Genomic DNA, 26,257 nt, shown 5'->3' with positions numbered 1-26,257 from the left:
TTTTAGTCTTGGTCTAAGAACTTTTCCTTTTTCAATTCTGATAATCGCATTTCTGCCATAGGTAAAAACGGACTTTTGGGATACTTATCTTTAAAGTCTTTATATAGTTTAATTTTAGCATCAATATCTTTATAAAACTCATCTTTGGTTCTTACTAAAAAAAACTGAGCACTAATATTATTTGAATCTTCTTTTAAAGCTGTTTTGAAGGCATCAATGGCTTCTTTGTATTTTTTTTGATAATTATAACTCATGCCAAGATTAGTATACTCTGCATCGAGTGGTATATCTGATAACTTTAAATATTTTGTTATCCATTTCTCCGCTTCTTCATGATTATTGAGACGTTGGTAATATTGCCCAATAACATACATAGAAACAGCATCCATGGCATTATACTCTAACACTTTTTTGCGTTGCTCTATAGCCTTTTTATACTCATATTCATGACCATAACTAAGGCTTAATTTTTCATGTATAAACTCTGAAGACTCACCAAGTGCAATGAGCTTTTCAAACCAAACTATGGCTTTAGCATAATCTTCTTTATAGTAATAATTCTGCGCTTTGAGACTATGTAATGATGGGCTTTGTAGTGCGTATTCCAAACCTCTATCCACATAGAAATCAACAGATTGATGCCTGCGCTTTTTAATATAATACTTCGCTAGTTTTACAATAGATTTTTGATGTGAATTATCTAAACGAAAGGCTGAATTAAATCGATCTATGGCTTTCTCCATAGAATCTTTCATCTTCTCTAAAACTAACCCTTTTTGGTAGTGGTAATTAGGATTTTTGTAGTCCTTATAAATCAGTTTTTCAAAAAGATGAGAGGCTTTGTTGTACTGCTTTGTACTTAATAAAATCTTGGCATAATTATACATGATAAGTTCGTTATCAGGAAAAGCGTTAAAGCTTTTTTCATAGTATAAAACCGCTTTATTAGTTAAACCTAATGCCATATAGGATTTGGCTATTTTATCGAAAACTGCTGTACTGTCATTATACTCTAAATAAGCTTTAACAGCCTTGGTATAATTACCTTTTGCAAATAAATCGTTGCCAATATCCAAAGCCGAAGACTGTGCTTCGGCTTTTAATGCCAAAATGTAAATAATTACTAATAGTTTCCTCATTCAGCTATATAAAATTGTATTGGTAAGCTGTATAAAACCTCAACAAGTTCACCTTTGTGCTTGCCAGGTTTAAATCTTGGTAAGGAATACATAACACGTTTGGTTTCTTCCTCCAAGGCTTTATTTGGAGCCTTTACTTTTACTTCATTAGCAACACCTTGCTTATTAATTTTAAATGTCGTTACAATTTTTTGAACGCCTTTTAGATTGGAATCCTCAGCAACTTTCATGTTAAATTTTTTATTTACAAATTTTGCTAATGCTTGTGCTGTACATTTACGCTGTTGCTCCTTGTTATCTATTTCTAAACAGGCTGCTATAAATACTGGAGGCTCATCAATTTTACTAAAAGGGAGCGTATTGCTTTCTTGACTTTTATCTTCGGTAACTTGAAAAACTATTGGTAAACTATAAGGTACAATTACTGGTTCGCCTTTTTGAGTTCCTGGTATAAATTGAGGAAGTGTTGCAATAACACGTTTGGCCTCATCCTCCAGAGCAGGATGAGGAGCTCTTGCTCTAATACCTGTTACATAACCTACTTTATCTATTTTAAATAAAACACTAATTCGTTGTCTACCAACTAAACCTAAGCTCTTAGCTAAATCTGTATTGAAATTTTTGTTAACGTGTTTAGCAACGTTTTGAGACATGCATTTTTTACGTTCTTCGTTGGTTTTTAAGTCTTTACAGAATTCAAATGTTGGTACGTTTTCAATAACACCAAAAGGGACTTCTAATTGTTCTTCCGTTTCTACAATTTCAATGTCGTTAGAGTTACTATTCTCTGGTACTGGAATTTTCTTATTATCAATTTCCTGAACAACCATTTTAGTGGTACCTTTTCCATCTGTCATCATTAATGAGTTAAAATAGTCGTCATTTTCTATCATCTTCATTTTTTTATCAAAACGCTTCTGCTCGTCGTCTGTCAAATTCCCCAAATCATCAACGACTAAACGTAAAACACCGTTTTTGGTTTGATTGTCCCAAGCACGCTTAGCTTCATCGGTTTTTTTATAGTCTAGATACTCTTGGTAAGTTTCGTATTTTGGTGTTCTGAGAGTTGGATCTTTTTCTTTATCGTAAGTGCCATCTTGTATTTGTTTTTCTTTTACATATTTTAAAACATAACGCATGTATGCTTTTTGTTTAAACAATTGTTCTCTCGATAAAATGTATTTATTTTGGTCGCTTGCTAAATAGTTTTCAAAAACACTATAAACATTACCACCTTCCTTTTCTAGTTTAACAATTTCGTTATAGTATTTTTCTTCTAACTGCTTGTCGGTTAATTCTTGGTATTCTTTCTGTACATCTGTTACTTTCTCTTGAGCGTATGTAGACGTATACAAAAGCATTGTAAATACCATTGGTAATAGCATTACATATTTTATAAGATGTATTTGTTTTGATTTGGTTTGACTTAACATAATTACACGTTTTTTTAATAATGATTTTTTATAAAAGGTATTGACAAAAGATAAATCCTTAGTCTCAAATATTTGGGTTAATAGATTCTGATAGTATTTGGTTTTCCCTTCTGCTTTAATAGCCTTATCATCAGCTATATATTCGTGTAATGCTCGTATCCTATTCTGGTAGATATAGACTAAAGGGTTAAACCAAAATATGATTCTAACACATTCAAAAAACAACAAATCTATGGTGTGCTTTTCTTTAACATGAACACGTTCGTGGTTTAAAATTGTGGATGCTTCTTCTGGTTGAAGTTTTTCACCTAAAAACACATAATGAAAAAATGAAAATGCTGCAGAACTATTCATTAATCTAATAATAAGAAGATCACCTTTCCATCGTTTAGGATTTTTATTAACTAACCAAACTAATTTTGCAGTTTTAAACATAAATATAAACCCAGTTACAACCATACCTAAAATTAAAACCAATGACCAAGACCACTGAAATGAAGATGTAGTTTCTACTGCATTAGGTAATGTGTTAATCATTTGTTCATTAAAAGAGTTTGTTGAAATACTGCCTATGATAACCTCTGGAAGTCTCACGATATAATCTTCTGGAACGAGAGTTTTAAAGCTGTTAATCTTTATAAACGGAAGAATAAAAGATAACACAGCTGTAACTAATAGATACACTCTATTATAGTTAAAAAATGTTTCCTTTTTTAAAAACAAATCATAGACCATTAAGAATATAAGCTGAAAGCAAATAGTTTGTATAATATAATGTAGCATGCTATTTTTCTTTTTTATTGATCTCCTTCAAAATAGATTCTAAATCTTTTAAGTTTACATCATTCTTTTTTACAAAAAAGGAAACCATACTTTTAAACGAGCCTTGAAAGTAGTTATCTACCAATTTATTTATGGATTGATTACTGTAAGATTCTTTCGCCATAAGCGGAAAGTAAACATGACCTTTGCCTTGTTTTTCATAATCTACAAAGCCCTTATTTTCTAATATTCTTACGATTGTAGATACTGTATTATATGCAGGTTTGGGTTTGGGAAATTCTTCAATGATACGCTTAACATTGGCTTTTTTGAGTTGCCAAAGTACTTGCATGATCTCTTCTTCGGCTTTGGTAAGTTGTTTCATCTGTATGTCTTTAATCTTTTTTCCAATTGTCAGAGGGAATCTTTGATGTTGAAAATAATTATTCTACTATAAGTTTATAATAATTTTTAACATGTCGATTTCATTTTTAACTAAGTTTTTAGTTCAATGAAACGAATATACAACTAAATAATTAGTTTAAACTAATTATTTAGTTAATAAATGTAACATTTAGCAGAAATCAGCGTCATATAAAGTATAAATTAAGCACATGGATATTTTCTTAGTGATTGTATCACTAATCTTTATGATTTTAGGTATCGTTGGTAGTTTTATGCCTATTTTACCTGGCCCTTTAACGAGTTGGATTGGATTACTTATCTTAAAATTTACAGATGCTATACCAATTAGCAATACCTTTATTACACTTACATTTATTTTTGCTTTGGGAATTTGGTTTTTGGATTATATTATTCCTGCATTAGGCACAAAACGTTTTGGTGGTAGTAAAGCAGGAATGGTTGGCACAACAATAGGTTTATTAGTTGGTCTCTTTTCTCCTGTTCCTGGAGGCATTATTATTGGTCCCTTTTTTGGTGCATTGGCAGGAGAACTTACAAATGATAATGATGTTGGCAAGGCCACTAAAGCTGCTTTTGGATCTTTCCTTGGATTTATAGTTTCAACATTCTTAAAATTTATCGTTGCTCTAATTTACTTTGGTTTTTTCTTATCCAAAGTAAGTACGAATTGGAGCAATTTTATATAAAAAAACAAAACCTAGCAGATAAAATCTACTAGGTTTCTTTTCTTGCTATTAATTCAACAAATAACTTAGAGGGATTAAAAAATTGTCTGTTGAAGGGTAAATATAGTATTGTGTTTTTAATTTTAGTTGCGGAAAAACCTCAGACTTAATGCGGAAAAACCGTAGTTTGTAGGATTTACAGTGGTTAATCGTGTTGTTTTATTATATAAAAAACACTGATTTTATGTAAAAAACTATAAAAACCCTTTTTCTCTGGCTTCTTTTAGTAGCGTTTCATCTTTTCCGTCATCTACAGAAAACAACAGTTTTAATTGTTTTTTTCGCTTTTCGATAGCACTCATGGAGAGATCAATATATTCCTTTAGGCTTCGGGTTTTTATTCCTTGGGAAAGAAGATGTAATATCTTTCGGTTAATATCATCTATATAAATATCGCTAATAACAGTTTTCTTTAAAAAATTACTTACTGTGCTTGTATAATAAGGAGGTGATTTTAATATTAGCTGAAAGGCTTCAGCTAATTCTAAAGATGTAAGATCACTTTTTATTAAAAAACCATCTGGATTAATCTCCTTAATGATATTGTGAACTCTATACGACTCATTAAACATGGTTAAGATTACAATCTTTGCATCTGGCAAACGCTCTCGAGCTATCATTGCCAAATCCTCACCTGATGATATTTTACCATCAGCAGAACTTGGTAGACTTATATCAAAAAAACAAACATCGTAAGGAGTACCTTCAGAAGCACGTAATATCATAGCATTAGCGCTATCACAATCATTAGCAGTATCAATAAGCAAGGTTTGGTCGTCTTGCTTAGTAGCCATCAAAGTATTTTGATAACCTTCTATGATGATTGGATGATCATCTACCATTAAAATATTAATGTGTTGCATCTTTAAGTTTCGTAAGGAATATTAATATCAACAGTGGTTCCTTTACCAATTTGCGATGAGAAATCTACTTGCCCTCTAAGTTCATTGATTCTGGAATTGATATTTTTTAGCCCAATTCCTTTTTTACTCTTATTTGTGTCAAACCCAACACCATCATCAGTAACACGTATACAAATTACATTATTTTTTAATCCTATCCCAATTTTAATATGGTTTGCTTGTGCATGTTTGTAAATATTTTGCATGCTTTCTTGTATTACTCTGTAAATGTTAATCTTAGTTTTATTATCTACAAATTCCCAATTAACTTCATCGGAATAATCAAAATCGTAGGTAAGTTGATATGCTTTGGTTTGCTTTTCTATGAGTTCTGATAAGATGTCAGTAAATCCTGAACCAGCTACAAAATCGGTATTAAGATCATGCGATATTTTTCTAATATCTTCTTCTATTATTTTTAATTCGCCTATATATTGCATTCTACTTTTAACAGCCTCTTTGCCTTCAGAAAAACTAAGGCTATCTAAACTTAATCGTGTTCCAAAGAGACGACCTAGAACACCATCATGGAGATCTTGAGAGATACGTTTTTTTTCATTAGCTCTAGCCTCATCAACTTTATCTTGTTGAGAAAGCATGAGATTATAAATTTCCTCATTGGCCTTTTGTTGATCTTGTACAAACTTCAACTCTTTATTCTTGGCTCTTTGTGTAATAACTATATAGCCTAAAGTTAAAGCCAAAAGTAATAATCCTGAAAGTGCTCCTAACCATAATTTTTGTTGGGAAAACTTCTCATTTTCAGCTTCTAATTCATCAGTCTCTAGCCTAATTCTAGCAAACTTATTACGTCTATTTCTTTCCACATTTAGTAAACTATCACTCAATCGTATATGCTCTCTAAAATAACGTTTACCTTTTTCACCTTCATTGAGCTCTGCTAATAAATCTAATGATTGGAGCTTAAGTTCATTATTAGAAATCTCATCTGAAATTTTATAACTCCTTTCAGCAAAATATAATGCAGAATCTCTGTCTTCGATATCCAAATAAAATTTTGAGAGGTCAATGGCTATTCCTAGTTTAGCCAAAGGATCATTTATTGTATCACTCATCCTATCACCTAATCTAAAAATACTTTTAATTTCTTTTATATCTCTATCTGGTTTAAATGATTTAGTGTAGGCCAAATTCCCAAGGGTTATTACGTAAAATGATGAATCATAATAATCTAAACTATCTTCATTAATAACTTGTTCATAAAGTTCAATAGATTTTTCAATCTCACCTTTAAACCTATAAGCAATTGCCATATTATTTATAGAATAAAGATTATTGTAATAACCTTCTTCCATATCTTGTGCAATATCCTGAGCTTTTTTATGATACTCTAAGGCTTTGTCAAAATCTTTTAGTTTTAAAGAGACGATAGCTATCAAGTTATTAAGTCTCCATAGCCACTCTTTAGTATCGTCATTATATTCCAATTTATTAAAAAGTCTTATAGCCTTAACAGCATTTTCCTCAGCACCTATGTAATCTTTCTCAGTTTCCTGAATATCTGCAATACTTGTCAATATTCTCGCCTCACCTTCTATATCTTGAGTTTGCCTATGGAGCTTTAGTGCTTTGGAAAAGTAATAATAAGCACTATCTATTCGCTCATTTTCATTGTGAAAACCGCCTAAATTTGTGTAGACAATTTTAAGAGATGATGAATCATTAAGCTTAGTAGCTAACCTAATGTTATACTTATTTATGTTCAAATACAAGCTATCTTTATTTCCATAGTAATAAGCAAGTGACAAAATTCTGCCACTCTTTAGTATTATGGAATCCTGGTTTAGCTGTTTTGATAAAATTAATGCTCTTTCGGCTAACTGAATTCGCTTTGGTATGGAAAAGCTCTCTTTTTTAGATAACTTGCGAAGTTGTTGAATGCTATCAAGTTGTATATCAATTGAGTTTTGTTGTGAGAAAATTATTTGGGGAAAAAAAACCAAATACAATATGATACAGAATCTCGTAATCAAAATTTGAAAAAATATGTTTCTTCAAATTTAGAATAAATTTATTATAAACATGTAAAGCCCTCATGAAAATGAGAGCTTAACTAATTATATTTTTTAAAGGTTTAACCTTGTTGTGTTACCCCTTTTTTCTTTTTATTTACTACAAGTAGGTCGTAATTAGAGTTATCACTTTTAAATGTTTTTACTTCTTCATTAGCAACAACATCGCTACTACTTCCAGATATAGTTAATACTACAACGGCTAACATAAGTAGAGTAATTTTTAAGGTTTTCATAAAGTATAATAATTTAGGGTTCTAATATTCAACATTAAATACTGCGAATGCCTTATGCATTCTTGAGGGAAGGGAATGGATAATTAATGTTTTAGGTTAAACCTAAACTTGTGTACTAAATATGAGGGAAACCCTTTGACTTATTAGTCAAAATTAGTTTAATGGATTAAAATATCTTGAAAAGTTGATTTAGGGACTTAAGCAAGAGCATCAAATATACAGTAAAATTAGTCTTATGCAAAAATATCATCGTTTAAATGCTATTTTTTATCGATAAATAGCTTTTAATGTGTTCATAACATGTTGAAAACTAAAATAAATCATTGTGGTTATTTACTATATTAAATTAAAACCTAATTTCTATTTTTTATGGACTATCAAATTAAGGCTTAAGGCAGTAATAATAATTAGTATACCAACCAAACTCATAATATTATAGATTTCATTAAACCATACTAATCCTAAAATTACAGTAAAAACGACTTCTAAATATTTCAATGGCGCTATCTGATTGGTTTCACCTTGTTGCATCGCTTTAGTCATATATAATTGAGCAAAATATCCAAAGATTCCTAGACTAAGAAAAATTAACCATTCTTGTCCTTTTGGATTAACCCATCCTTTTATGGATATCAAACCTCCTAGTATTGCAGAAATAACCATAAAATAGTTTACAACTACTACAGGATGATCCTTATTACCAATTTTTCTGATAATAATATAGACTAATCCAGCAAATATTGCAGACACAATAGCAAATACAATACCTTGAATTTGAATATCTGAATTAAACCCTTTTAAAATTACTACGCCAAAAAATGCTATTATAAATAATAGCCATTGAATAGGTTTTATTCTTTCTTTTAAGATGATTACAGCAAATAAGGCAGCAAATATTGGTGCAATATATCGAATTGAAACTGCTGTACCCATTGCTATATACTTTAATGATAAAAAGAATAAAGTCATAGAAATAAGACCTGCTAAACTCCTTGCAACCAATAAAGTCTTTTGATGACCTAATATGGATATCTTATTTTTTATTAAGAATGGTAAGGTAAAAAATAATGTTCCAATTGAGCGAAAGAAAACAATTTGATATACACTAAAATTATTTAATGACTTTACAAAAACATTTAATAACGTAAATGCTAATGCACTAATTATCATGTATTGAATAGCCTTCCTCATAAAACATAATTATGAAGCCTTTCCAATAAAAAATCAGAAAGGCTTTAAATATTAATAAATAATAAAAATTATTTTAAAGACTCAATAATATTGAGTGCTGTTCTAGTATCAGTTTCTATTTTCTTTAAATCATAATTGCCTTCAGCATTTTTTGCAATAAGCTTAGATCCCATACCTACACATGTGACTCCTGCCTTGAACCATCCTTCTAAATTTTCTTTTGTAGGTGATACTCCTCCAGTTGGCATTATATTGGTCCATGGCTGTGGTCCACGAATTGCTTTAACAAAGTCTGGTCCATATATTCCTCCAGGAAATAATTTAACAACGTCACAGCCTAACTCTTCTGCACGGCAAATTTCGGTTAAAGAACCACATCCAGGAGACCACAAAACCTTTCGTCTGTTACAGACTAAAGCAATATCTTCTCTTAATACAGGTGTAACTATGAAGTTTGCGCCTAAAGCCATAAAACGAGATGCAGAAGCGGCATCTGTTACAGAACCAACTCCCATAATCATATTTGGCAACGCTTTTAGAACGTATTTATTTAATTCGCCAAAAACTTCATGAGCAAAATCTCCTCTAGCAGTAAACTCAAGTAATCGAGCTCCACCTTTATAAGTAGCTTCAATTACTTTTTTACTTATTTCAATATCAGAGTTATAAAACAAGGGAACTAATCCTGTTTGTTTCATAACATTTACGACTTCTATCCTTGAAAAATTTGCCATATCCTATCTAGCAACTCGTCCTGAAGCATCGCCTCCCATTAATTTCTCAACTTCAGCTACAGTAACTAAGTTTGCATCTCCTTTTATTGTATGCTTTAAACATGAAGCAGCAACTGCAAAGTCTAGGGCATTTTGATCATCATCAGGATATTTTAATAATCCATAAATAAGGCCTCCCATAAATGAATCTCCACCTCCAACACGATCTACTATATCTGTAATTTGATACTGCCTTGTTTCATACATTTGTTTACCATCATAAAGTACACCAGCCCAAGTATTATGAGATGCAGATATTGAACCTCTTAATGTAGTAATAACTTTTTTAGCTTTTGGAAACTTTTTCATCATCTGTTTACATACAGAGAGAAATGCTTCAGCTTTTACATCGTGACCATGTTTGTGTACATCCAAACCATCTGGGTGAATCCCAAAATGTTTTTCGGCATCTTCTTCATTTCCTAAAACAATATCACAATATGAAGTTAATTCTGTCATAATTTTCTCGCGGTGAGATTCATCACAATAGGTCCAGAGTTTGGCTCTATAGTTCAAATCAGTTGATATAGTAACTCCTAAATCACTTGCTACTTTTAGGGCTTCTAAGCATGCATCTGCTGCACCTTGAGAAATTGCTGGAGTAATACCAGTCCAATGAAACCATGCTACATCTTTAAAGACAGATGTCCAATCTACCATTCCAGGTTTAATTTCGGAAATAGCTGAATGTGCTCGATCATAGACAACCTTACTTCCTCTACTTACTGCTCCAGTTTCTAAGAAATAGATTCCTAATCGATCGCCTCCATAGATTATTTTATCAACACCAACACCTCTTTTGCGCATTTCCATCATGGCACATGCTCCAATATCATTTTTAGGCAAGCGTGTAACAAAATCTACAGGCACTCCATAGTTAGCGAGTGAAACTGCAACATTAGATTCTCCTCCTCCATAAACAACATCGAAACTTGACGCTTGTGAAAACCTTAAATAACCTTGAGGAGCAAGTCGTAACATAATTTCTCCAAAAGTGACTACTTTATTCATAATACTATCTTTTTCTTGAAATTAAATACCTAACGCTTGACCTCCACCAATCTGAATGGTTTCGGCAGTTATAAACGATGCATCTTTACTAGCTAAAAACGAAACTACACCAGCAACATCTTCAGGCTGACCTAGTCTACCTAGCATGATATTATTGGCCCAAGATGCAAAAACTTCTGGTTTTGTAGATTTAATTTGAGCATGAAAAGGTGTATCAATAGTTCCGGGAGAAACTGCATTTGCTCGTATACCATATTCTGCTAAATCTTTAGCCAAAGCTCTAGTAATGGCATGTACTCCTGCTTTTGAAGTTCCATATATTCCCGCACCTGGTCCTCCAGCAGTCCATCCTGCGTTTGAAGTATAATTAATAATTGATGGATGCTCTCCCTTTTTCAGAAAAGGAATTGCTGCTCTAGAAGCAAAAAATACCGAGTCCAAATTAAGCGCCATAACGGAGCGATAAAATTCAGTAGTCATTCCTTCAAATCGAGACCTTCCTCCTAATCCACCTGCATTATTTACAAGCACATCAATTTTACCATACTTTTTTCCAACTTCGGTAATATTGGAAGTAACTGCTTCTTCACTGGTAACATCAAATCCCCGATATTCTACATCCAGACCTTGGGTAGTAAGCTCTTCGACTCTTTTTGCTCCTTCTTCGTTATTGATACCATTTAAAACAACTGTGTATCCATCTTGTCCAAGTCTTTTTGCGACTTCAAAACCAATACCTCCTGTAGCGCCTGTTACGATGGCTACTTTTCCTTTATTGTTACTCATGTTAAATTTTATATTTTAATAATTATATTTCTATTAATCTTCATTAATAACTAATTTTACTTTTTTAATCAATAATAGTACTGCTAAAACAGCTAAAACGACTGAAGCTGTGATAGTTATTAGAGCAGGTGTATATGATCCTCCTTCTGTAATTCTGCCTATAAATGAATTCATAATCATAACCGAAAATGCAGCTACTGTACCTGCTAAACCTGCTAAAGTACCTACGGATGGACCTCTAAATAAATCACTAGACAATGTTTGTATATTTCCGATAGCAAATTGAAAACCAAAAAGTGCTAAACCAGCTAGATATATAAATGTCATGTAATTAGAGTCATTTACAAATAGAATAATTGACACAAACCCTATTATTATTAGAAGACTTCCTAAGACTATACTAGCTTTTCTACCAAAATCAGTAGACGTTCTTTTTATTAGGTATTCTGTAAACATACCTCCTAATATACCTCCAGCCGCAGCCATGAGATACGATATCCACATTGTATTTCCTATTTCTTCTATACTTAATCCAAACTTTGAGTTTAAATAAATTGGCATCCAACCAGCAAAAAACCACCAAATAGGTTCAATAAAAAACCTACATAGTAAAATCCCCCAAGGTTCTTTAAAACTTAATATTTTTAAAACACTTAAGCTTTTTGCATCTTCATTTACGGTTACATTGTTCTCAGCACGATCACTAAGCAATTTGTTTTTTTCGTCTTCAGTAATCCAAGGATGGTCTTCAGGTTTAGTATTCTTATTGATAATTAACCATGGTAATACCCAAATAAATCCTATACCTCCTAATATTAAGTATGTTGATTTCCACCCAAATTTTGCATATAAATAAACAATGATAATTGGTGCTATAACATTACCGATAGATGCTCCAGAATTAAATATACCTTGGGCTAAAGCTCTCTGTTTTACAGGAAACCATTCACCATTATTTTTAACTGCACCAGGCCATAAACCTGCTTCACCAAGTCCTAGAAAACCTCTAACAATTGACAGTGATACAACACCTTTTGCCACAGCATGAAAAGCAGCAGCTAATGACCAAACTATTATTGAGAATACGAAACCGATTCTGGTTCCAATTTTATCATACAGCCTTCCTGATAAAAATTTACTTGCTGCATAAGTAAACATAAACACATTAAGCATTAATGCGTAATCTGATTTATCCATACCTAGATCTTTACCCATTTCTGGCCAAAGCAACGCAAACGCAGTCCTATCTATATAATTTATTACAGTTGCAACAAATATTAATCCAATGATCCACCATTTTAATCCTTTTAATTTCATTTGTGTTAGCTTTTAAATATTGTAACAATATTGATACAAAACACTAAAATGATCTTTCATTTTTTGCTTGGCTAGTTTTGGATCTTGTTTCTTTATGGCATTATATATTGCTTCATGTTCATCTATGCCTTTTAAAGACAAATCATTATCACAAACATGATATTTTTCAAAATTGGTTATAATTTCAGGAGTAATAACTAGCATAAAAGTATTCATTGTACTATTTCCACTTGCTTTAGCAATGGCCAAATGGAATAATAAATCTTCTTGGACGGCATCTTCTCCATTAATAACTTTTTGCTTATAAGAATCTAAAGCTTCTTTTAATTTTTTAAGATCATCTTCTGTTCTTCTTAAGGCTGCTAATCTTACTGTTTTTAATTCTAAAAGAATACGAGTTTCAACCAAAGATTTAAAATCTGGTTCATCTAAACGAATGATATCTTCAATCATTCCATTCATCGCAACAACTCCAATATTAGCTACAAAAGTTCCGCTTTGTGGTATAGATTTTAATATCCCGTAAAACTCTAATTTTTGAATTGCTTCTCTGACATTACTTCTAGAGACACCAAACTTCTCTGACAACATTCTTTCTGAAGGTAGTTTATCACCTGGTTCTAAATTTTTGAAATTAATTAACTCACCAATTTTTGAAATAATTGAGTCTTGAATCTTAACGCTTTCTGATTTTGTTAGTATTTCTAATTTCATATTTAAATGCTTATAGTTGGTGGTCAAATGTAAAATTAAACAATCATAAACTTATAGATATTAACATTGAAGAAAAGTTTAAATGAATAAGATGAATTTTAAAAAATTCAAAATTCACCTTATTCCAAACTCAAACAATTAAATTTTAATGTTTTACTTCTAAACTATAATATCTAACCTTAGCATATGCTCCTTCATCTCTTGTCTGAAAATAGTTACCTGCTTTAAAATAATTTTCAAATATTCCCCATTTCTGCATATGAATATTTTTATAGACTTTATATTCATTTCCATTTAAAACAACAACCATTTTTCCTTCAGATACTTTAACTTCAAGAGTGAATTTCCTAAAACCAACTTCTTCTTCAAAATTGAAACCGTCATCATTATCCCAGGCATCTTCATGTAGAATCTCTGGTACACTGGCATTCAGATTTTTTAGGAGCTTAGTTTTTACCCTTATTTTTCCTTTATCCCAATAGATTTTAAGGATTGGTGGAGCATTATTATCATCCTCACCAATTAAATCTCTTTGCTCATTAGTTAGTCTACCATGAATTTGCATAATAATTATTCTATGGTATTTACCATCTGCATCTCTTGTGACTTCATCTATTGCAAGTTTACCTTTCATATAGGCTCCATCCTTGAACGTCCAATTAACATTATTATCTCCAGGAACCATTTGTTCTCTCAACTCTGACCTGGTATACTTTGTGTTTTTTGTTTTAGAGTTCGTGGGCAATGCATGAAATACAATTGCGCCTTTAGTAGAATCTATATACATATAAGGTTTGGCCACTTCGTTTGTAGCAAAATCAAATATTTCGGGTGGTTCTAACTCATAAGGTTTACCTTTATCATTGGTCACTGGAAGGGTTACCTTCCAGTGACTCAAATCTATATCTGGTAGTTTGTATTTTTTCTTACGCTTTTTCTTCTTTTTTCGATCTCTTTTCTCTGTTTTAGATTCAGTTTCAACAGTTTTATCTGTTTGAGCAAAACCAGCACTTAGAAAAAATGATAGAATTAAAATTAATAGCGTTTTAGAATTCATTTACAAACTTTTATTTCTTAATCATTTATAGCTGTTATAACCACGTAAGCAGCTCTGATTTCTTCTTCACCACTAGCATAACCATACATAGCAAAATCGTTAGGATCTTCTGGATCTGCATTTCCTATACCTCTTATAAATAATGCTACACTATCATTAGCACCAGCGTTGAAAAAGAGTGTATACGTTATATAAGAATCGTCACCTGGATTATCTAATACATCAATGGATAGATTATTATCTGGGTCTTCCATTTGAGCAACCGATTGGTAGCCCCATAATCCTGTATCTGAATTACCTTGAGGCATTAAAGCAGTATCTGTGTAGTATGTAGGTGAATATCCATCTACATAACCACTACCTGCTAGAACTCTTATTTCTAATGAACTAGGCAGCATTTCTGCTCCAACTAAATTACTATGACGTACAGAAATTTCTATTTGGTACTCACCATTTGGCACAACTGCAAATTCCTGATAGGCATGATCTGGTTCAGCATTATCAAACTTTATTACATCAGCTCCATCAGCTGTACTAGATTCACCTTGCTCACCTAGACCTCTGTTAATCCAACCTGAACATGCACAATCAGAACCTGAAGATTTTGGTAATTTCACAAATTCAGCATTAACAATTAATGGGTCTGGTACTAATGGCTCATCTGGTTCTATAACTTCTATAGTTTGAGTTGCCGTACTCACTACACCTAGATCATCTGATGCAGTTAATGTTACTGTATATGTACCTTCATCTGGATAAACATTTACTGGATCTAAATCGGTAGATGTGTTACCATCTCCAAAATCCCAAGCGTAAGAGGTTGCACTTGATGATAAATTTGCAAAAGTGAAGACTAAAAAGTCATCTACTGTAACACCATTAGAATAACTAAAATCTGCTGATGGTGGTGTAGCATCTGCTATAGAGTTTTCACCAAGAGGTTCAAACTTTTCTAAATCCTCACAAGATTGCCAAATAAATGCACCTGCGAAAAGAAGAACAATGCCTAATATTTTTAATGTTTTCATAATCTATTTTTTTTAAGTTTAATAACCTGGATTTTGAGTCATTACTCCATTACTCAAGTTTATTTCTCTTTGTGGAATAGGTAATAATAAATCCGTTGCACTAAATGTATAACCATTGGCGGCTGATAATGCTGAAAGCACGTTTGTAGCCTCTCCGAATCTCAATAAATCAAAAAGTCTCTGATTTTCAAAAGCTAATTCAGCACGTCTCTCGTCTAAGAGCTCTTGTTTTGTAATATTAGTGACAGTGTCTGTTAAACCAGCTCTGTCTCTAACTAATTGAAACGAAGATAGTGCTGCACTAACGCCAGTATCTTGACCTCCTGCCAATATTGATTCTACATGCATTAATAATACATCTGAATATCTTAATACTATCCAATCATTACCTGATAGGGTTGCATCTAATACAAAAGTTCTTCCGTCATCTCCTCCATCTTCTCCATTAGGAAGGTATTTTACTACTTGATTTTGTGTTATTTGACCAGGATCTATACGATAAGAGTATTGTGTTCTATCTCCTCCATTGGCATCTAAAAATTCAGCAGCATTCTCCATCACATAATTAACACCAACTGTACGTCCTACACCATTCATAAACTCTGCTGAAAAATCTTGACTATCTGCCTCAACTCCAGGATTATAAACTATAGCAAAGATAATTTCGTTATTACCTTCGTTGTAAAAGACATCGTTAAAGTTTGGTTCTAACCCAAATCCATAACCCATTACATTTTCACAAAGCATCTGAGCTTGCAAATAATTACCTAAAGTAAGATGAACTTTCGCTAATAAAGCTTCTGCTGCTGCTTTAGATGCTCTTGAATAATCTCCATTTCCTAAATTGGCTGCTGCTGTTTGCAAATCACTTATGATAAGTTCATAAACAGTAGCTGTAGATACTCTAGTAAATGCAACATCAGTTTCTAAAGGTCCAATAATTCTATCAACTAATGGCACATCTCCAAATAGACGTACTAAATTAAAATAACTGTAAGCTCTAGCAAATTTAGCCTCACCTTCAAAACGAGGTGCTGCAGCATCAGAGGCGTTACCCAAATTATCTAGTACAAGATTGGCTCTATAGATAGTACTATAAGCACTTCTGTAATAATTCTCTACAATACCATTATTAGCTGTCACTGAATAGGTCTCAAATTGTGCAGCTTCACCTTCCTGACTTTTTGTTCTTGTGTTATCACTACGCATTTCGGTTACATAAAACTCTTGTTGAACTCCTCGATTGTCGTCCAAGCTTGTAGAATTTACACCTTGTAATGCATCATATACTCCAATTACACCTGTTTCTATCTGCTCATCGTTAAGGAAGTATCCTTCACTACTAATGGCTGATGTAGGTTGTGGTTCTAAGAAGTCTTTTTCACAGGCTTGAAAGAAACTAACCAATAATAACAACCCTATTAATTTTATATATTTCATATTATTTATATTATGTTATTTTTTCTAAAATTGAACATTCAAACCAAATGATATTGTACTAAATATAGGTGATCCAGCTCTTTGGTAACCATAAGTCGTTGGACTTGTGTTATTGATAGACTCTGGATTAAATCCTGTATAATCACTGGCAGTAAGGTACATTAAGTTTTGACCTGATGCATAAACTCTTAAAGATGATAATCCGATCTTCTCTGAAATATCTTGTGGTAAATTATAACCTAAAGTAATATTTCTAAGCGCTACATAACTAGCATCTTGTATAATGGCATTGGTAAAGATTTTTTCTCTAATAAAACCTTGATTTGGTGTTGTTGCTGTGTTATAATCTTGTGCACTATTAAAATGATTAAATAGATATTGGTCTCCCATATTTCTAACCTCAGCACCATGACTTCCTTGAAAAAGGAAACTTAAATCAAAATCCTTGTACTTAAATTCATTTCCTAAACTCCATACTAAATCTGGATAAGGACTACCAAGTATCGTTTTATCATCATCATCGATTAAACCATCACCATTTAAATCTTTTACATACACATCCTGAGCTTGTCCTCCTACTGGATGATAAGGATCATTAATAAATTCTAAGGGAATATCTGTATCTACAACCCAACCATAAAACGATGATATTGGATTACCTACTAGATTAATCCATTCGGCAGCTCTTTTAGAATCAACATTTTGAATTTGCCCATTAGCATCACCAAAATCTGTTAACTCGTTATCATTCATAGATGCAAGTATTGTTGTATTCCAACTGAAATTTTCAGTTGATATGTTTCTAGTTCTAAATTCAATTTCTATACCAGAATTTTTTACTTCACCTAAATTAACAAGAGCTTCTGAGAAACCTGTCGTTGAAGCAACTGGATTAAAAAGTAATAATTTATCACTTGTTCTCTCATAATAATCCAAGGAACCTGTAATCTTATTATTAAAGAATCCAAAATCTATTCCTGGATTAAATTCTTCTAATCTTTCCCATTGTAATCCTGGATTAGCAATATTTAAGGCAATAAATGCTGCTTGAGTGTTGTAATTATCTGTACCTAATAATGGTATCGATGGATATAATTCAACAAGATTATCTTCAATAGAACTACCAAAGTTAATATCCTTGTTACCTGTGAATCCATAACTTACTCTTAATTTAAGATTACTAACAACATCACTTTCACTTAAGAAATCCTCTTCAGACATTCTCCATCCAATAGATCCTGCTGGGAAATTACCATACTTCTTATCTGAACCAAAGATTGAACTACCATCACGTCTGAAACTTAATGATGCTAAATATTTATCTTTATAGACATAATTTACACGACCAAAGAACGATCTAAATCTCTCCTCTAAGTTATACGATTCTATTTCATTTAAAACTGTAGCAGCACTTAATTCGCGAATTAAATCTGATGTGTAACCTGAGCCTAATGAACTATCCCCTTGGTATTCCCACTTCTCAGAAGATGCACCTAGAGTAACATTAAACTCATGTCCATTTATAACTTTATCGTAAGTAAAGTATCCTTCACTTAGAATGTGGATTCTATTTTCATTTGACACAAAATAACTAGCAGCAGCAGCACCGTTTCTGTTTGAAAGCACTCCTTGCCATCTATCTCTAAAGGTATTTTGGTAATCTCCTGCTAAACTTGCTCTGAAGGTTAAACCATCCATTAATTTGTACTGTCCATAAAAACGTCCTGCCAATTTTAATTTGTAGTCATTTCTATCTCTTTCAAGTACTTTAGCTGCTGGATTGGTATTTGAAGTATTACTAATATCTTGTAATACAGATCCATCTCCAAAAAGATCATAGTTATCAAAATGTCTTTGAACTGCATAATCACCAATTTGAACATTAGGGTAAACATTAGTATCTAAAAATTGAATTGAATTTGCATCATGGTATAAAGGTAACCAAGGTGCTTGCCTCAAAATATCATGAGTAGAACCATCAAAACGTCTTCTTCTTGTGTAAGAAGGTGCCAAGTTTACTCCAAACTTAAACTTCTCACTAACTTTTGAATCTATTTTAAAACGCGCATTATATCTTTTATAATCATCGGTTAATAACACACCTTCATCGTGTAAATAACCAAATGAAGCGCTGTACTTAGTATTTTTACTACCTCCTCGAGCACTGAAAGAATGACTTTCGATTGTACTCGTTTCAAAAATCTCATCTTGCCAATCTCTATCAATACCTGTTGCCTCTGTTAGCAAAACTTTATATGCTGTTCTGTTAGAAAGCACACCGTTTGCAGCAAGCTCAGCTTCTGCTGTTTCGGCTACAGTAAAATAATAGTCATCACTCTCTCTTGCAGTTTTAAAACCTGTAAATGTATTATAGGTAAATCTTGCCTTACCTTCTTTACCTTGCTTTGTAGTGATAATAATAACACCATTAGCACCACGTGATCCATAAATGGCTGATGACGCTGCATCTTTTAAAACATCAAATGATTCTACCTCATTCATATCAAGGTTTCCTAAGAAATCACTGTCAACAACTAAACCATCTATAACTATTAATGGAGCAGAGTCTCCGTTTAATGAGCCAACACCACGAATTCGAATAGTTGGATCTGAACCAGCTTCACCTTCAGTTGCTGCAACATTTAAACCTGCTATCTGCCCAACCAAGGCGTCATCGACCCTTGCTACTGGAAGCTGATCTAAGTCTTTATTTACAACACTGGATACTGCACCTGTAAGATGCTTCTTTTTTCTTGTTCCATAACCTACTACCACTACCTCATCTAGGCTATTGGTATCAACTTTTAATGTAACATTAAGAGCAGTTTGGCTATCAATAACAATGGTCTGTGATACATATCCTAAATAAGAAAATTGTAACACTTCTCCTTTTTTTACCTCGATTTCATAATTACCATCAAAATCGGTCGAAGTTCCTCTTGATGTAGTAACGACTACAATGTTAACTCCCGGAATTGGCATACTATCTTCTTCAGATATTACCTTACCTTTAATCAAATAACTGTCTTGAGCAAATATTGTAAGACAACAAAGCATCGAAAACAGAAATGACATTCTAGTTTTTAGATTCATAAATTAGTTATTAAATTTTAGTTAATACTTGTCTTCACTACTTTATTGAGTACTATAAATACAATAGTTTTTGTATTTTTACTGATATTATTTACACAATAAGTAATGAAGAAAAAATTCTTCTTACCAAGAAGTGATTTTTCAAAAAGGATAGGCCCGAACCTGTCCTTTTTTGTTGGTTGATAATCTGGTTAACCAGATTGGTTTACCAAATATATTTAAATTTTTGTTAAATCAAAACGTTGACCTAGTTTTTTCATAATAAATCAATGTTTTGTTTAACTATATTTTATTAAGTCTTAACGAAAAACTTGGTGAATTTTTATATTTAAGATTTCTTATCACCAAAATAAGAAACTTTGCCACCACCTAAGAAATCTTCTCTTACAGGACTAAATGTATCTATTAGCTCACCTTCTTCTAAGCAAATTGCACTGTGTAATAAATTAGGCTCTATATAAACGCCATCGCCTGCTTCTACAATTTGTTTAACGCCATCAATTTCAAATTCAAATTTACCAGACACACAAAACGTAGCTTGTGTATGAAAGTGTTGGTGTGGTGATCCTAATGCACCTTTTTCAAATTTTACTCTAACCATCATGATTTGGTTATCATAACCTAAAAACTTTCTTGACACTCCTCCACCAAGAACTTCCCATTCCATATCTTTTGTAATAATATACTTTTCACTAAAACGTTTCATATTTTTTTGTTTAATTATAATATCTTCGGTAGATGTTATATTTATTGAGGTGGGGTTCCGAGACCTACAGTCGCCTCCCTAAACCATACTTCTGCATAACAACCATTTTGATATTGCTTAGTTATATCACCATTATAAGTTTCTGCGCCAGCACACCACACCATATTAGTATCTGGATTTTTTCCATTTGTTTGGTTGTAAGCACCTTGTTTAAAGTAATTTAATTCGTTGCTGTAAGCAACAGACCGTTCCAAACCATCTTGACCAATTGGCACAAATAATTTTTGTACTTGAGCTGGTATATCTGACTTCCTTATGTATTCTGATTCAACTAAATTTTTAGTAAATGTTTTCGTTTCATGGCCTTCACTTTTAAAAGTGAGATACATGATGCCCTCATAAACATTTACTTCATAACTAAATTCTTCTCCTAATTCTATACCATCAGCAGGTTCAGTTGGAAAATCATTTTTTTCTGTTCCAACAACAGACATATCATTTCCCCAGACAGCTGTAGAATAATCCCATCGTCCAGAATTATCATTTCCAGCTGTATTAATTTCATAATTCCAAAATACTGAGCCTTTTTCGTGACCAGGAAATTTTTTATAAAATATTTTTAAGGGTTCATTCTCATGACCTTCTCCACTATGGATTTGTCCTACAACTACTGAGTAAGAGGCTGCAACTCTAGCATCACCAGAAACAGAGACTTGCATTACCTTACATGTACCTGTTAGTTTTCCTCCTTCTTCAGGAGTCCATTCTCTTTTTTCATGTAACTCAGTTCTTGTATTGCTAGAGTTTTTTGATGTTACTCCAGAATTTGGAGTTTTGTAAACTACCCAGCGTCTTGTGCCATCGATGACAGTGTAGAAAAATTCTTTATTTTCAAAGTCAACAAGATTTTCTACATTGGTTCCATCACCTAATAATATTTTAAACTTGTCCATAAACGGTATTACCTCATGCGGATATACTGTTTTTTTACTCAATCCATCATTAGCTTCAAAATAACCTTCGTTAGAATAAGCGTCTTCACTAATTTCAATGTTTGCTGTTTTAAACCATACTTCGGCATAATTACCATCTGAATATTGTTTTTTAATATCTCCTCCGTGAGTTTCAGCACCATTACACCAAATTTTATTCACTTTAGGATCTTTACCATTAGTTTGATTATAACACCCTAATTTAAAAAAGAGTCCTTCACCTGTATATGCTTTTTCTCGTTCCACACCATCTTGACCTATTGGCACAAATAAGTTCTCAACTTGTTCAGGTATATCTGAGCGATTAGCATATTCAGTTGCAATGAGATTTTTAGTAAATGTTTTAGTTTCGTGCCCTTTGCTTGTAAATTTAAGATGCATTAATCCATCCCTTATTTCTACTTCATAACTAAACTCTTCTCCCAATTCAATCCCATCTTCAGGTTCTGAAGGATATGTATTTTCACCTGTTCCAACTACAGAAAAGTCATAACCCCAAATAGGATAGGAAAAATCCCATCTTCCCGAATTATCATCACCTGAAGTATTGATTTCATAATTCCAAAACACAGAACCTTTGGTATGTCCTGGGAATTTTTTATAAAATATTTTTAGTGGTTCGTTTTCATGCCCATCAGCACTATGAATCTGACCAACAACAACAGAGTAAGTTGCAGCAACACGTGCATCTCCTGTAGAAGATACATTCATCACTTTAAGAGTCGCGTTCATTTTGGCATCTGTTAATGGAGACCACTTTTTTAACTGAGCTAACTCTGTCCTTGTATTGTTTGAAGTACCATGAGTATTTCCAGCATTAGGAGACTTAAATACTACCCAATTCTCCCTATCATCTTTTACAGTATAAAAGAAATCCTTATTCTCATAGTTAGTTGCCTGCCCAACATTTGATCCATCACCTAGAATTAGATTCCAATATTGAAAAAAGGGTATGATATCATTGGCATTAGAACTTACCTCAACAAACTCTTTCTTTTTTTTATGTTGGTTTCTTTCACTATTACATGATGTAATCAGAAAAATTAGCATAATACTCTTTAAAATATATTTAGTCATGCTTAGAGTTTTTAAAAAAGTGGTTGATGAACGATATTTGATCAATCCAAAACAACCACTTATCAATATTTAAAAATTACTGTTTTATTATCCTCTTAGTTATAGTGGCTTTATCAGAACGGATCTTAATAATATATATCCCGTTTTTTAAGTTAGACATATTTATACCATTATCTATTTCATTAGTACTTAATATAGTCTTACCTAACACATCATATATAATAACTGAAGAAATAACTTCCTTATTAGCATTAATATTTACTATACCTTTTGTTGGATTAGGATATATATTAAAGTCTAAACTTATGTTTTCTTCAAAACCCAATGTAGTATCTGAAACTACAATTTCATCTGAATAATTAAAAGCTTTATCTACTGTATATATTTTGTAGAAATTCCCAGGAGCATAAACATCAGTAAAACTTGTTGCAGTACCAATATAAACAACAGTACCTGTTAAACCTCCTGTACCATTAGTGGTAGTATTACCATGTTCATAAATACCATTTTGGTTAGGGTCGTTATCTGCATTTGGCAAAGTTGAATACTTAAACACTACGTAACCACCACCATCTACACCTCCTGCTGGAGCAGTCCAACCTACATTTCCTGAAATGTCATAAGTTCCTGAAGTTGCTGAATCAGGAGCTGTTTCATCAAGAGTTGTGCCTGCGTAAACAACAAAATCATCTATACGTACTGTATCTGTGTATCCATTATCATCACCATCTAGTCTTGCAACTCCCCATTGTGAAGGGTCAGAGTTAGCTTGTGTTGTTTCTTGTCGGAACGTTTTAGTCCAAGTATCAGGAGCAAAAGGCGTAACATCTGTTGTATTACCTGCATCTCCACTAGAAGTATTATTCATGTAAATACCACCATCTAAGTCATTTCCTGGATCTGTAGGAGCTCTATAAAAAAACTGAATAATATAGTCTGTTTCTGTTTGAAACATTGGCATTGTAGGAGATGGTGATTGCATACGTACATTATTACTACCAACTTTCACAGCCCAAGCTGCAGAAAAATTACCAGTTCTTGCCAACGCGGCATCGTTTGTCATTTCTCTTACTTCTGAATTACTAGTTGAAGACACTGTCCATTGAGTCTGTGGTGTACCTGCTTGACTACTTCCTGCTGAACTCATTGTTGTATCTGCTGTTTGATCTTCCATTCCTCCATCCATTTCTGGGAACTCACCAATAACCTGTCCAGATGTAGGAGGTGTTACACCTCCACCTCCAGTAGTATAAACAATTTGAGTATTAACACGTTCATCTTTTCTAATTGTTAAAGAAGTTGGTGGAGACGAAGATCCTGCTCTATAATTTAGTGATTGATGACCTGTAGTCTGTTCCCAATGCCAATTTAATGATCCATTACCTGAAAATAATAAATTAGGTTGCATTGGATCAGCTGGTACTAGATTAGAACAATCCCATTCAACTGCTATTTCTAATGAACCACCAGTGTAGGCAAAATCTGTATCTAATATAAAGCTCATAAACCCTTCTGAGCCAGGAAAATTATTCGCTGTATTAAATGTATAAGACCCTACTACAACGGATCCGTCTATAGCAACTGCCCAATCTGTAGGATTGTCTACTACATCTGTCGTATTCGAATTTTTCATGTAAATGACCATAGTAGCATCTCCAGAAGCTGTAATGATGTTAGTTGACCCTAAATCAAAATTAATTTGAGATATGGTTGCAGAACTTGTCAAAGGAGCTAATTCTGCAGATGTATAATGAAGAACTCCCCTAGAATATACTGAGCTTGAGCCATCATCGGAACGTTGAAAAGGACCTCTGGTCGCTGAAGACGACTGATTAGTCCCTAAAGTAAGAGTTTGGGCATCAACAGAGCTTACAAGAAGCATAGCGATTAATAGTAATTTTGTTTTCATAATTTTTTGATTTAGTAAGTTATTTTAAGACATATATCTATAAAGACATATGATTGAATTTCACTAAGTAAAATGTATTGAATACAAACTAAAATTAACTCTTAATTAATATATTTAAATTGGTTAACCAGTTTGGTTTACCAAATATAACAATTATTATGAAAGTACCAAATTAATGGGTTATTGTTGTCTCTGATTAAAGTTAAAATATTACTCATATAGAGTATAAAAATGCTGTGTACTTGAGCATTATTGCTATAAAACAAAAAAGCATCCCAATTTTTACAATGTAAAAAAAGGAAAGCTTTCCATTGGTAAGTATCTATTCGATAACTTACAACGTTATTTCAGTATTAACTGAAATAAACAACACAACTATATTGTAGTGTAAAAAAAGCTCTAATTTCTCAGAGCTTCTTGCAATAGTTGCGGTCTGGACGGGACTCGAACCCGCGACCCCCTGCGTGACAGGCAGATATTCTAACCAACTGAACTACCAGACCGTTGCGTTATTGCGAGGGCAAATATACATTCGATTTTTAATATCACAAATATTTTAGATATTTTTATTACTATAAAAACTTCTGACGCTCTATCATGTAAGTTGTTAGTATACTATCGAACCCTTTTGTAATATCAGCCTCAACGTATTTAATTCTGTATTGGCCGCATTTAATTCTAATATCGTCAAAAAAAGCTTTTACTGCGTTTGTATAATTTTCTTTGATATTATGAGCATATAAATCAATATGCTCACCTGTTTCAACATCAATAAAACGTTTAGGTTTATTATCAAAATTAAATTGAAGTTCTTTATTACCCTCAAAAACATGAAATAAAACAACTTCGTGCTTATTGTGTTTTAAATGTCTTAGAGCCTCAAACAATTTATCATCTTCAGTTGTGGTCTGAAACATATCGGTGAACACAAAAATTAATGAGCGTCTGTGAATTTTTTCGGCAATCTCATGCAAATAAGTATAGGTCTCAGTTGATGCACTCGTTGATGTATTACTAACCGCTTTAGACAACTGATCTAATAGCATAAGATGATGACGATCACTACCTTTCTCTGGTGCGTAATAATCGTAAGTATTGCTGTAAATACTTAGGCCTACAGCATCACGTTGCTTTTTTAATATTTGCATCAATGAAGCTGATGCTAGTACTGAAAATCCGACTTTATTAAGGTCTTGTATAGAAAATGACTCAACTTTAGGATAATGCATTGAAGCACTATTATCTAATACAATATGACACCTTAGATTGGTTTCATCATCATAACGCTTTGTATAAAGTTTGTCTGTTTTAGCAAATAACTTCCAATCAATATGTCGTGTACTCTCGCCTTGATTATATATTTTATGCTCAGCAAACTCTGCAGAGAACCCATGAAAAGGACTCTTATGCATACCTGCAATAAAGCCCTCTACAACTTGCTTAGCTAAAAGTTCTAGGTTTTTAAAGCCTCCTATTTTATTTAATTCTGATTGTAAACTCATAAGCC

The 26,257-nt window shown here is 32.6% G+C and carries 21 protein-coding genes and 1 tRNA gene; 1 reads left to right on the top strand and 21 read right to left on the bottom strand.

Annotated elements, in window-relative coordinates; translation table 11 throughout:
* Nucleotides 1-2: 2 nt before the first annotated feature.
* From RM697_RS09890 to RM697_RS09880, 3 genes are read right to left on the bottom strand one after another with little or no spacing between them, the layout of a single operon-like run.
* Complete coding sequence (locus RM697_RS09890; protein ID WP_311427724.1) at nucleotides 3-1,139, bottom strand: tetratricopeptide repeat protein; 1,137 nt, start codon at nucleotides 1,137-1,139, stop codon at nucleotides 3-5.
* Nucleotides 1,136-3,355 (bottom strand): M56 family metallopeptidase, encoded by a 2,220-nt coding sequence (locus RM697_RS09885; RefSeq protein WP_311427723.1) that lies wholly within the window; start codon nucleotides 3,353-3,355, stop codon nucleotides 1,136-1,138. Before RM697_RS09885 ends, RM697_RS09890 begins: the two co-directional genes overlap by 4 nt.
* A gap of 1 nt (nucleotide 3,356) precedes the next feature.
* Nucleotides 3,357-3,719, bottom strand: a complete 363-nt coding sequence (locus RM697_RS09880; protein WP_311427722.1) for a BlaI/MecI/CopY family transcriptional regulator — start codon at nucleotides 3,717-3,719, stop codon at nucleotides 3,357-3,359.
* Nucleotides 3,720-3,948: 229 nt separating this feature from the next.
* Between RM697_RS09880 and RM697_RS09875 the strand changes: the two genes are divergently transcribed.
* Nucleotides 3,949-4,446, top strand: a complete 498-nt coding sequence (locus RM697_RS09875; protein ID WP_311427721.1) for a DUF456 domain-containing protein — start codon at nucleotides 3,949-3,951, stop codon at nucleotides 4,444-4,446.
* 233 nt (nucleotides 4,447-4,679) lie between these two features.
* Here the strand turns inward: RM697_RS09875 and RM697_RS09870 are convergent, their stop codons facing one another.
* The 18 genes from RM697_RS09870 to RM697_RS09785 all read right to left on the bottom strand — a co-directional run bounded on the left by RM697_RS09870 (nucleotide 4,680) and on the right by RM697_RS09785 (nucleotide 26,252).
* Nucleotides 4,680-5,348: a response regulator gene (locus RM697_RS09870; protein WP_311427720.1), complete on the bottom strand. Its 669-nt coding sequence runs from the start codon at nucleotides 5,346-5,348 to the stop codon at nucleotides 4,680-4,682.
* Nucleotides 5,349-5,350: 2 nt separating this feature from the next.
* Nucleotides 5,351-7,114 (bottom strand): tetratricopeptide repeat-containing sensor histidine kinase, encoded by a 1,764-nt coding sequence (locus RM697_RS09865; RefSeq protein WP_311427719.1) that lies wholly within the window; start codon nucleotides 7,112-7,114, stop codon nucleotides 5,351-5,353.
* 368 nt (nucleotides 7,115-7,482) lie between these two features.
* Nucleotides 7,483-7,629, bottom strand: coding sequence for a hypothetical protein (locus RM697_RS09860; RefSeq protein ID WP_311427718.1), 147 nt, complete (start codon nucleotides 7,627-7,629; stop codon nucleotides 7,483-7,485).
* Between the two features lie 387 nt (nucleotides 7,630-8,016).
* Nucleotides 8,017-8,847 (bottom strand): DMT family transporter, encoded by an 831-nt coding sequence (locus RM697_RS09855; RefSeq protein WP_311427717.1) that lies wholly within the window; start codon nucleotides 8,845-8,847, stop codon nucleotides 8,017-8,019.
* A 68-nt stretch (nucleotides 8,848-8,915) separates the two neighbouring features.
* The gene (locus tag RM697_RS09850) at nucleotides 8,916-9,581 is read right to left on the bottom strand and encodes a bifunctional 4-hydroxy-2-oxoglutarate aldolase/2-dehydro-3-deoxy-phosphogluconate aldolase (protein ID WP_311427716.1); all 666 of its coding nucleotides are present in this window, start codon (nucleotides 9,579-9,581) and stop codon (nucleotides 8,916-8,918) included.
* Nucleotides 9,582-9,584: 3 nt separating this feature from the next.
* The gene (locus RM697_RS09845) at nucleotides 9,585-10,631 is read right to left on the bottom strand and encodes a PfkB family carbohydrate kinase (protein WP_311427715.1); all 1,047 of its coding nucleotides are present in this window, start codon (nucleotides 10,629-10,631) and stop codon (nucleotides 9,585-9,587) included.
* Nucleotides 10,632-10,652: 21 nt separating this feature from the next.
* Nucleotides 10,653-11,417 (bottom strand): SDR family NAD(P)-dependent oxidoreductase, encoded by a 765-nt coding sequence (locus RM697_RS09840; protein ID WP_311427714.1) that lies wholly within the window; start codon nucleotides 11,415-11,417, stop codon nucleotides 10,653-10,655.
* Between the two features lie 33 nt (nucleotides 11,418-11,450).
* Entirely contained in the window at nucleotides 11,451-12,734 is a 1,284-nt protein-coding gene (locus RM697_RS09835) for an MFS transporter (protein WP_311427713.1), read from the bottom strand.
* A 12-nt stretch (nucleotides 12,735-12,746) separates the two neighbouring features.
* Nucleotides 12,747-13,448, bottom strand: coding sequence for a FadR/GntR family transcriptional regulator (locus RM697_RS09830; protein WP_311427712.1), 702 nt, complete (start codon nucleotides 13,446-13,448; stop codon nucleotides 12,747-12,749).
* Between the two features lie 145 nt (nucleotides 13,449-13,593).
* Nucleotides 13,594-14,505, bottom strand: coding sequence for a polysaccharide lyase family 7 protein (locus tag RM697_RS09825; protein WP_311427711.1), 912 nt, complete (start codon nucleotides 14,503-14,505; stop codon nucleotides 13,594-13,596).
* 17 nt (nucleotides 14,506-14,522) lie between these two features.
* Nucleotides 14,523-15,533 carry a PKD domain-containing protein gene (locus RM697_RS09820; protein WP_311427710.1) on the bottom strand — a complete coding sequence of 337 codons (1,011 nt, stop codon included), beginning with the start codon at nucleotides 15,531-15,533 and terminating at the stop codon, nucleotides 14,523-14,525.
* An 18-nt stretch (nucleotides 15,534-15,551) separates the two neighbouring features.
* Nucleotides 15,552-16,973 carry a RagB/SusD family nutrient uptake outer membrane protein gene (locus RM697_RS09815; RefSeq protein ID WP_311427709.1) on the bottom strand — a complete coding sequence of 474 codons (1,422 nt, stop codon included), beginning with the start codon at nucleotides 16,971-16,973 and terminating at the stop codon, nucleotides 15,552-15,554.
* Nucleotides 16,974-16,997: 24 nt separating this feature from the next.
* Nucleotides 16,998-20,066 carry a SusC/RagA family TonB-linked outer membrane protein gene (locus tag RM697_RS09810; protein WP_311427708.1) on the bottom strand — a complete coding sequence of 1,023 codons (3,069 nt, stop codon included), beginning with the start codon at nucleotides 20,064-20,066 and terminating at the stop codon, nucleotides 16,998-17,000.
* A 328-nt stretch (nucleotides 20,067-20,394) separates the two neighbouring features.
* A complete protein-coding gene (locus RM697_RS09805; protein ID WP_311427707.1) occupies nucleotides 20,395-20,772 on the bottom strand; it encodes a cupin domain-containing protein in 378 nt (125 codons plus the stop codon).
* A gap of 41 nt (nucleotides 20,773-20,813) precedes the next feature.
* Entirely contained in the window at nucleotides 20,814-22,841 is a 2,028-nt protein-coding gene (locus RM697_RS09800; protein ID WP_311427706.1) for a polysaccharide lyase family 7 protein, read from the bottom strand.
* A 76-nt stretch (nucleotides 22,842-22,917) separates the two neighbouring features.
* Complete coding sequence (locus RM697_RS09795; RefSeq protein ID WP_311427705.1) at nucleotides 22,918-24,750, bottom strand: T9SS type A sorting domain-containing protein; 1,833 nt, start codon at nucleotides 24,748-24,750, stop codon at nucleotides 22,918-22,920.
* A gap of 429 nt (nucleotides 24,751-25,179) precedes the next feature.
* Nucleotides 25,180-25,253 (bottom strand) — tRNA-Asp (locus tag RM697_RS09790).
* Between the two features lie 69 nt (nucleotides 25,254-25,322).
* Nucleotides 25,323-26,252: a DUF58 domain-containing protein gene (locus RM697_RS09785; protein WP_311427704.1), complete on the bottom strand. Its 930-nt coding sequence runs from the start codon at nucleotides 26,250-26,252 to the stop codon at nucleotides 25,323-25,325.
* Between the last annotated feature and the right edge of the window lie 5 nt (nucleotides 26,253-26,257).

Origin of the sequence: Microcosmobacter mediterraneus (assembly GCF_031846265.1) — a bacterium.
In the GTDB taxonomy this organism is placed as follows: Bacteria; Bacteroidota; Bacteroidia; order Flavobacteriales; family Flavobacteriaceae; genus Microcosmobacter; species Microcosmobacter mediterraneus.
The sequence above is the reverse complement of the archived record's forward strand: the minus strand, read 5'-3'. Positions and strand labels throughout refer to the sequence as shown.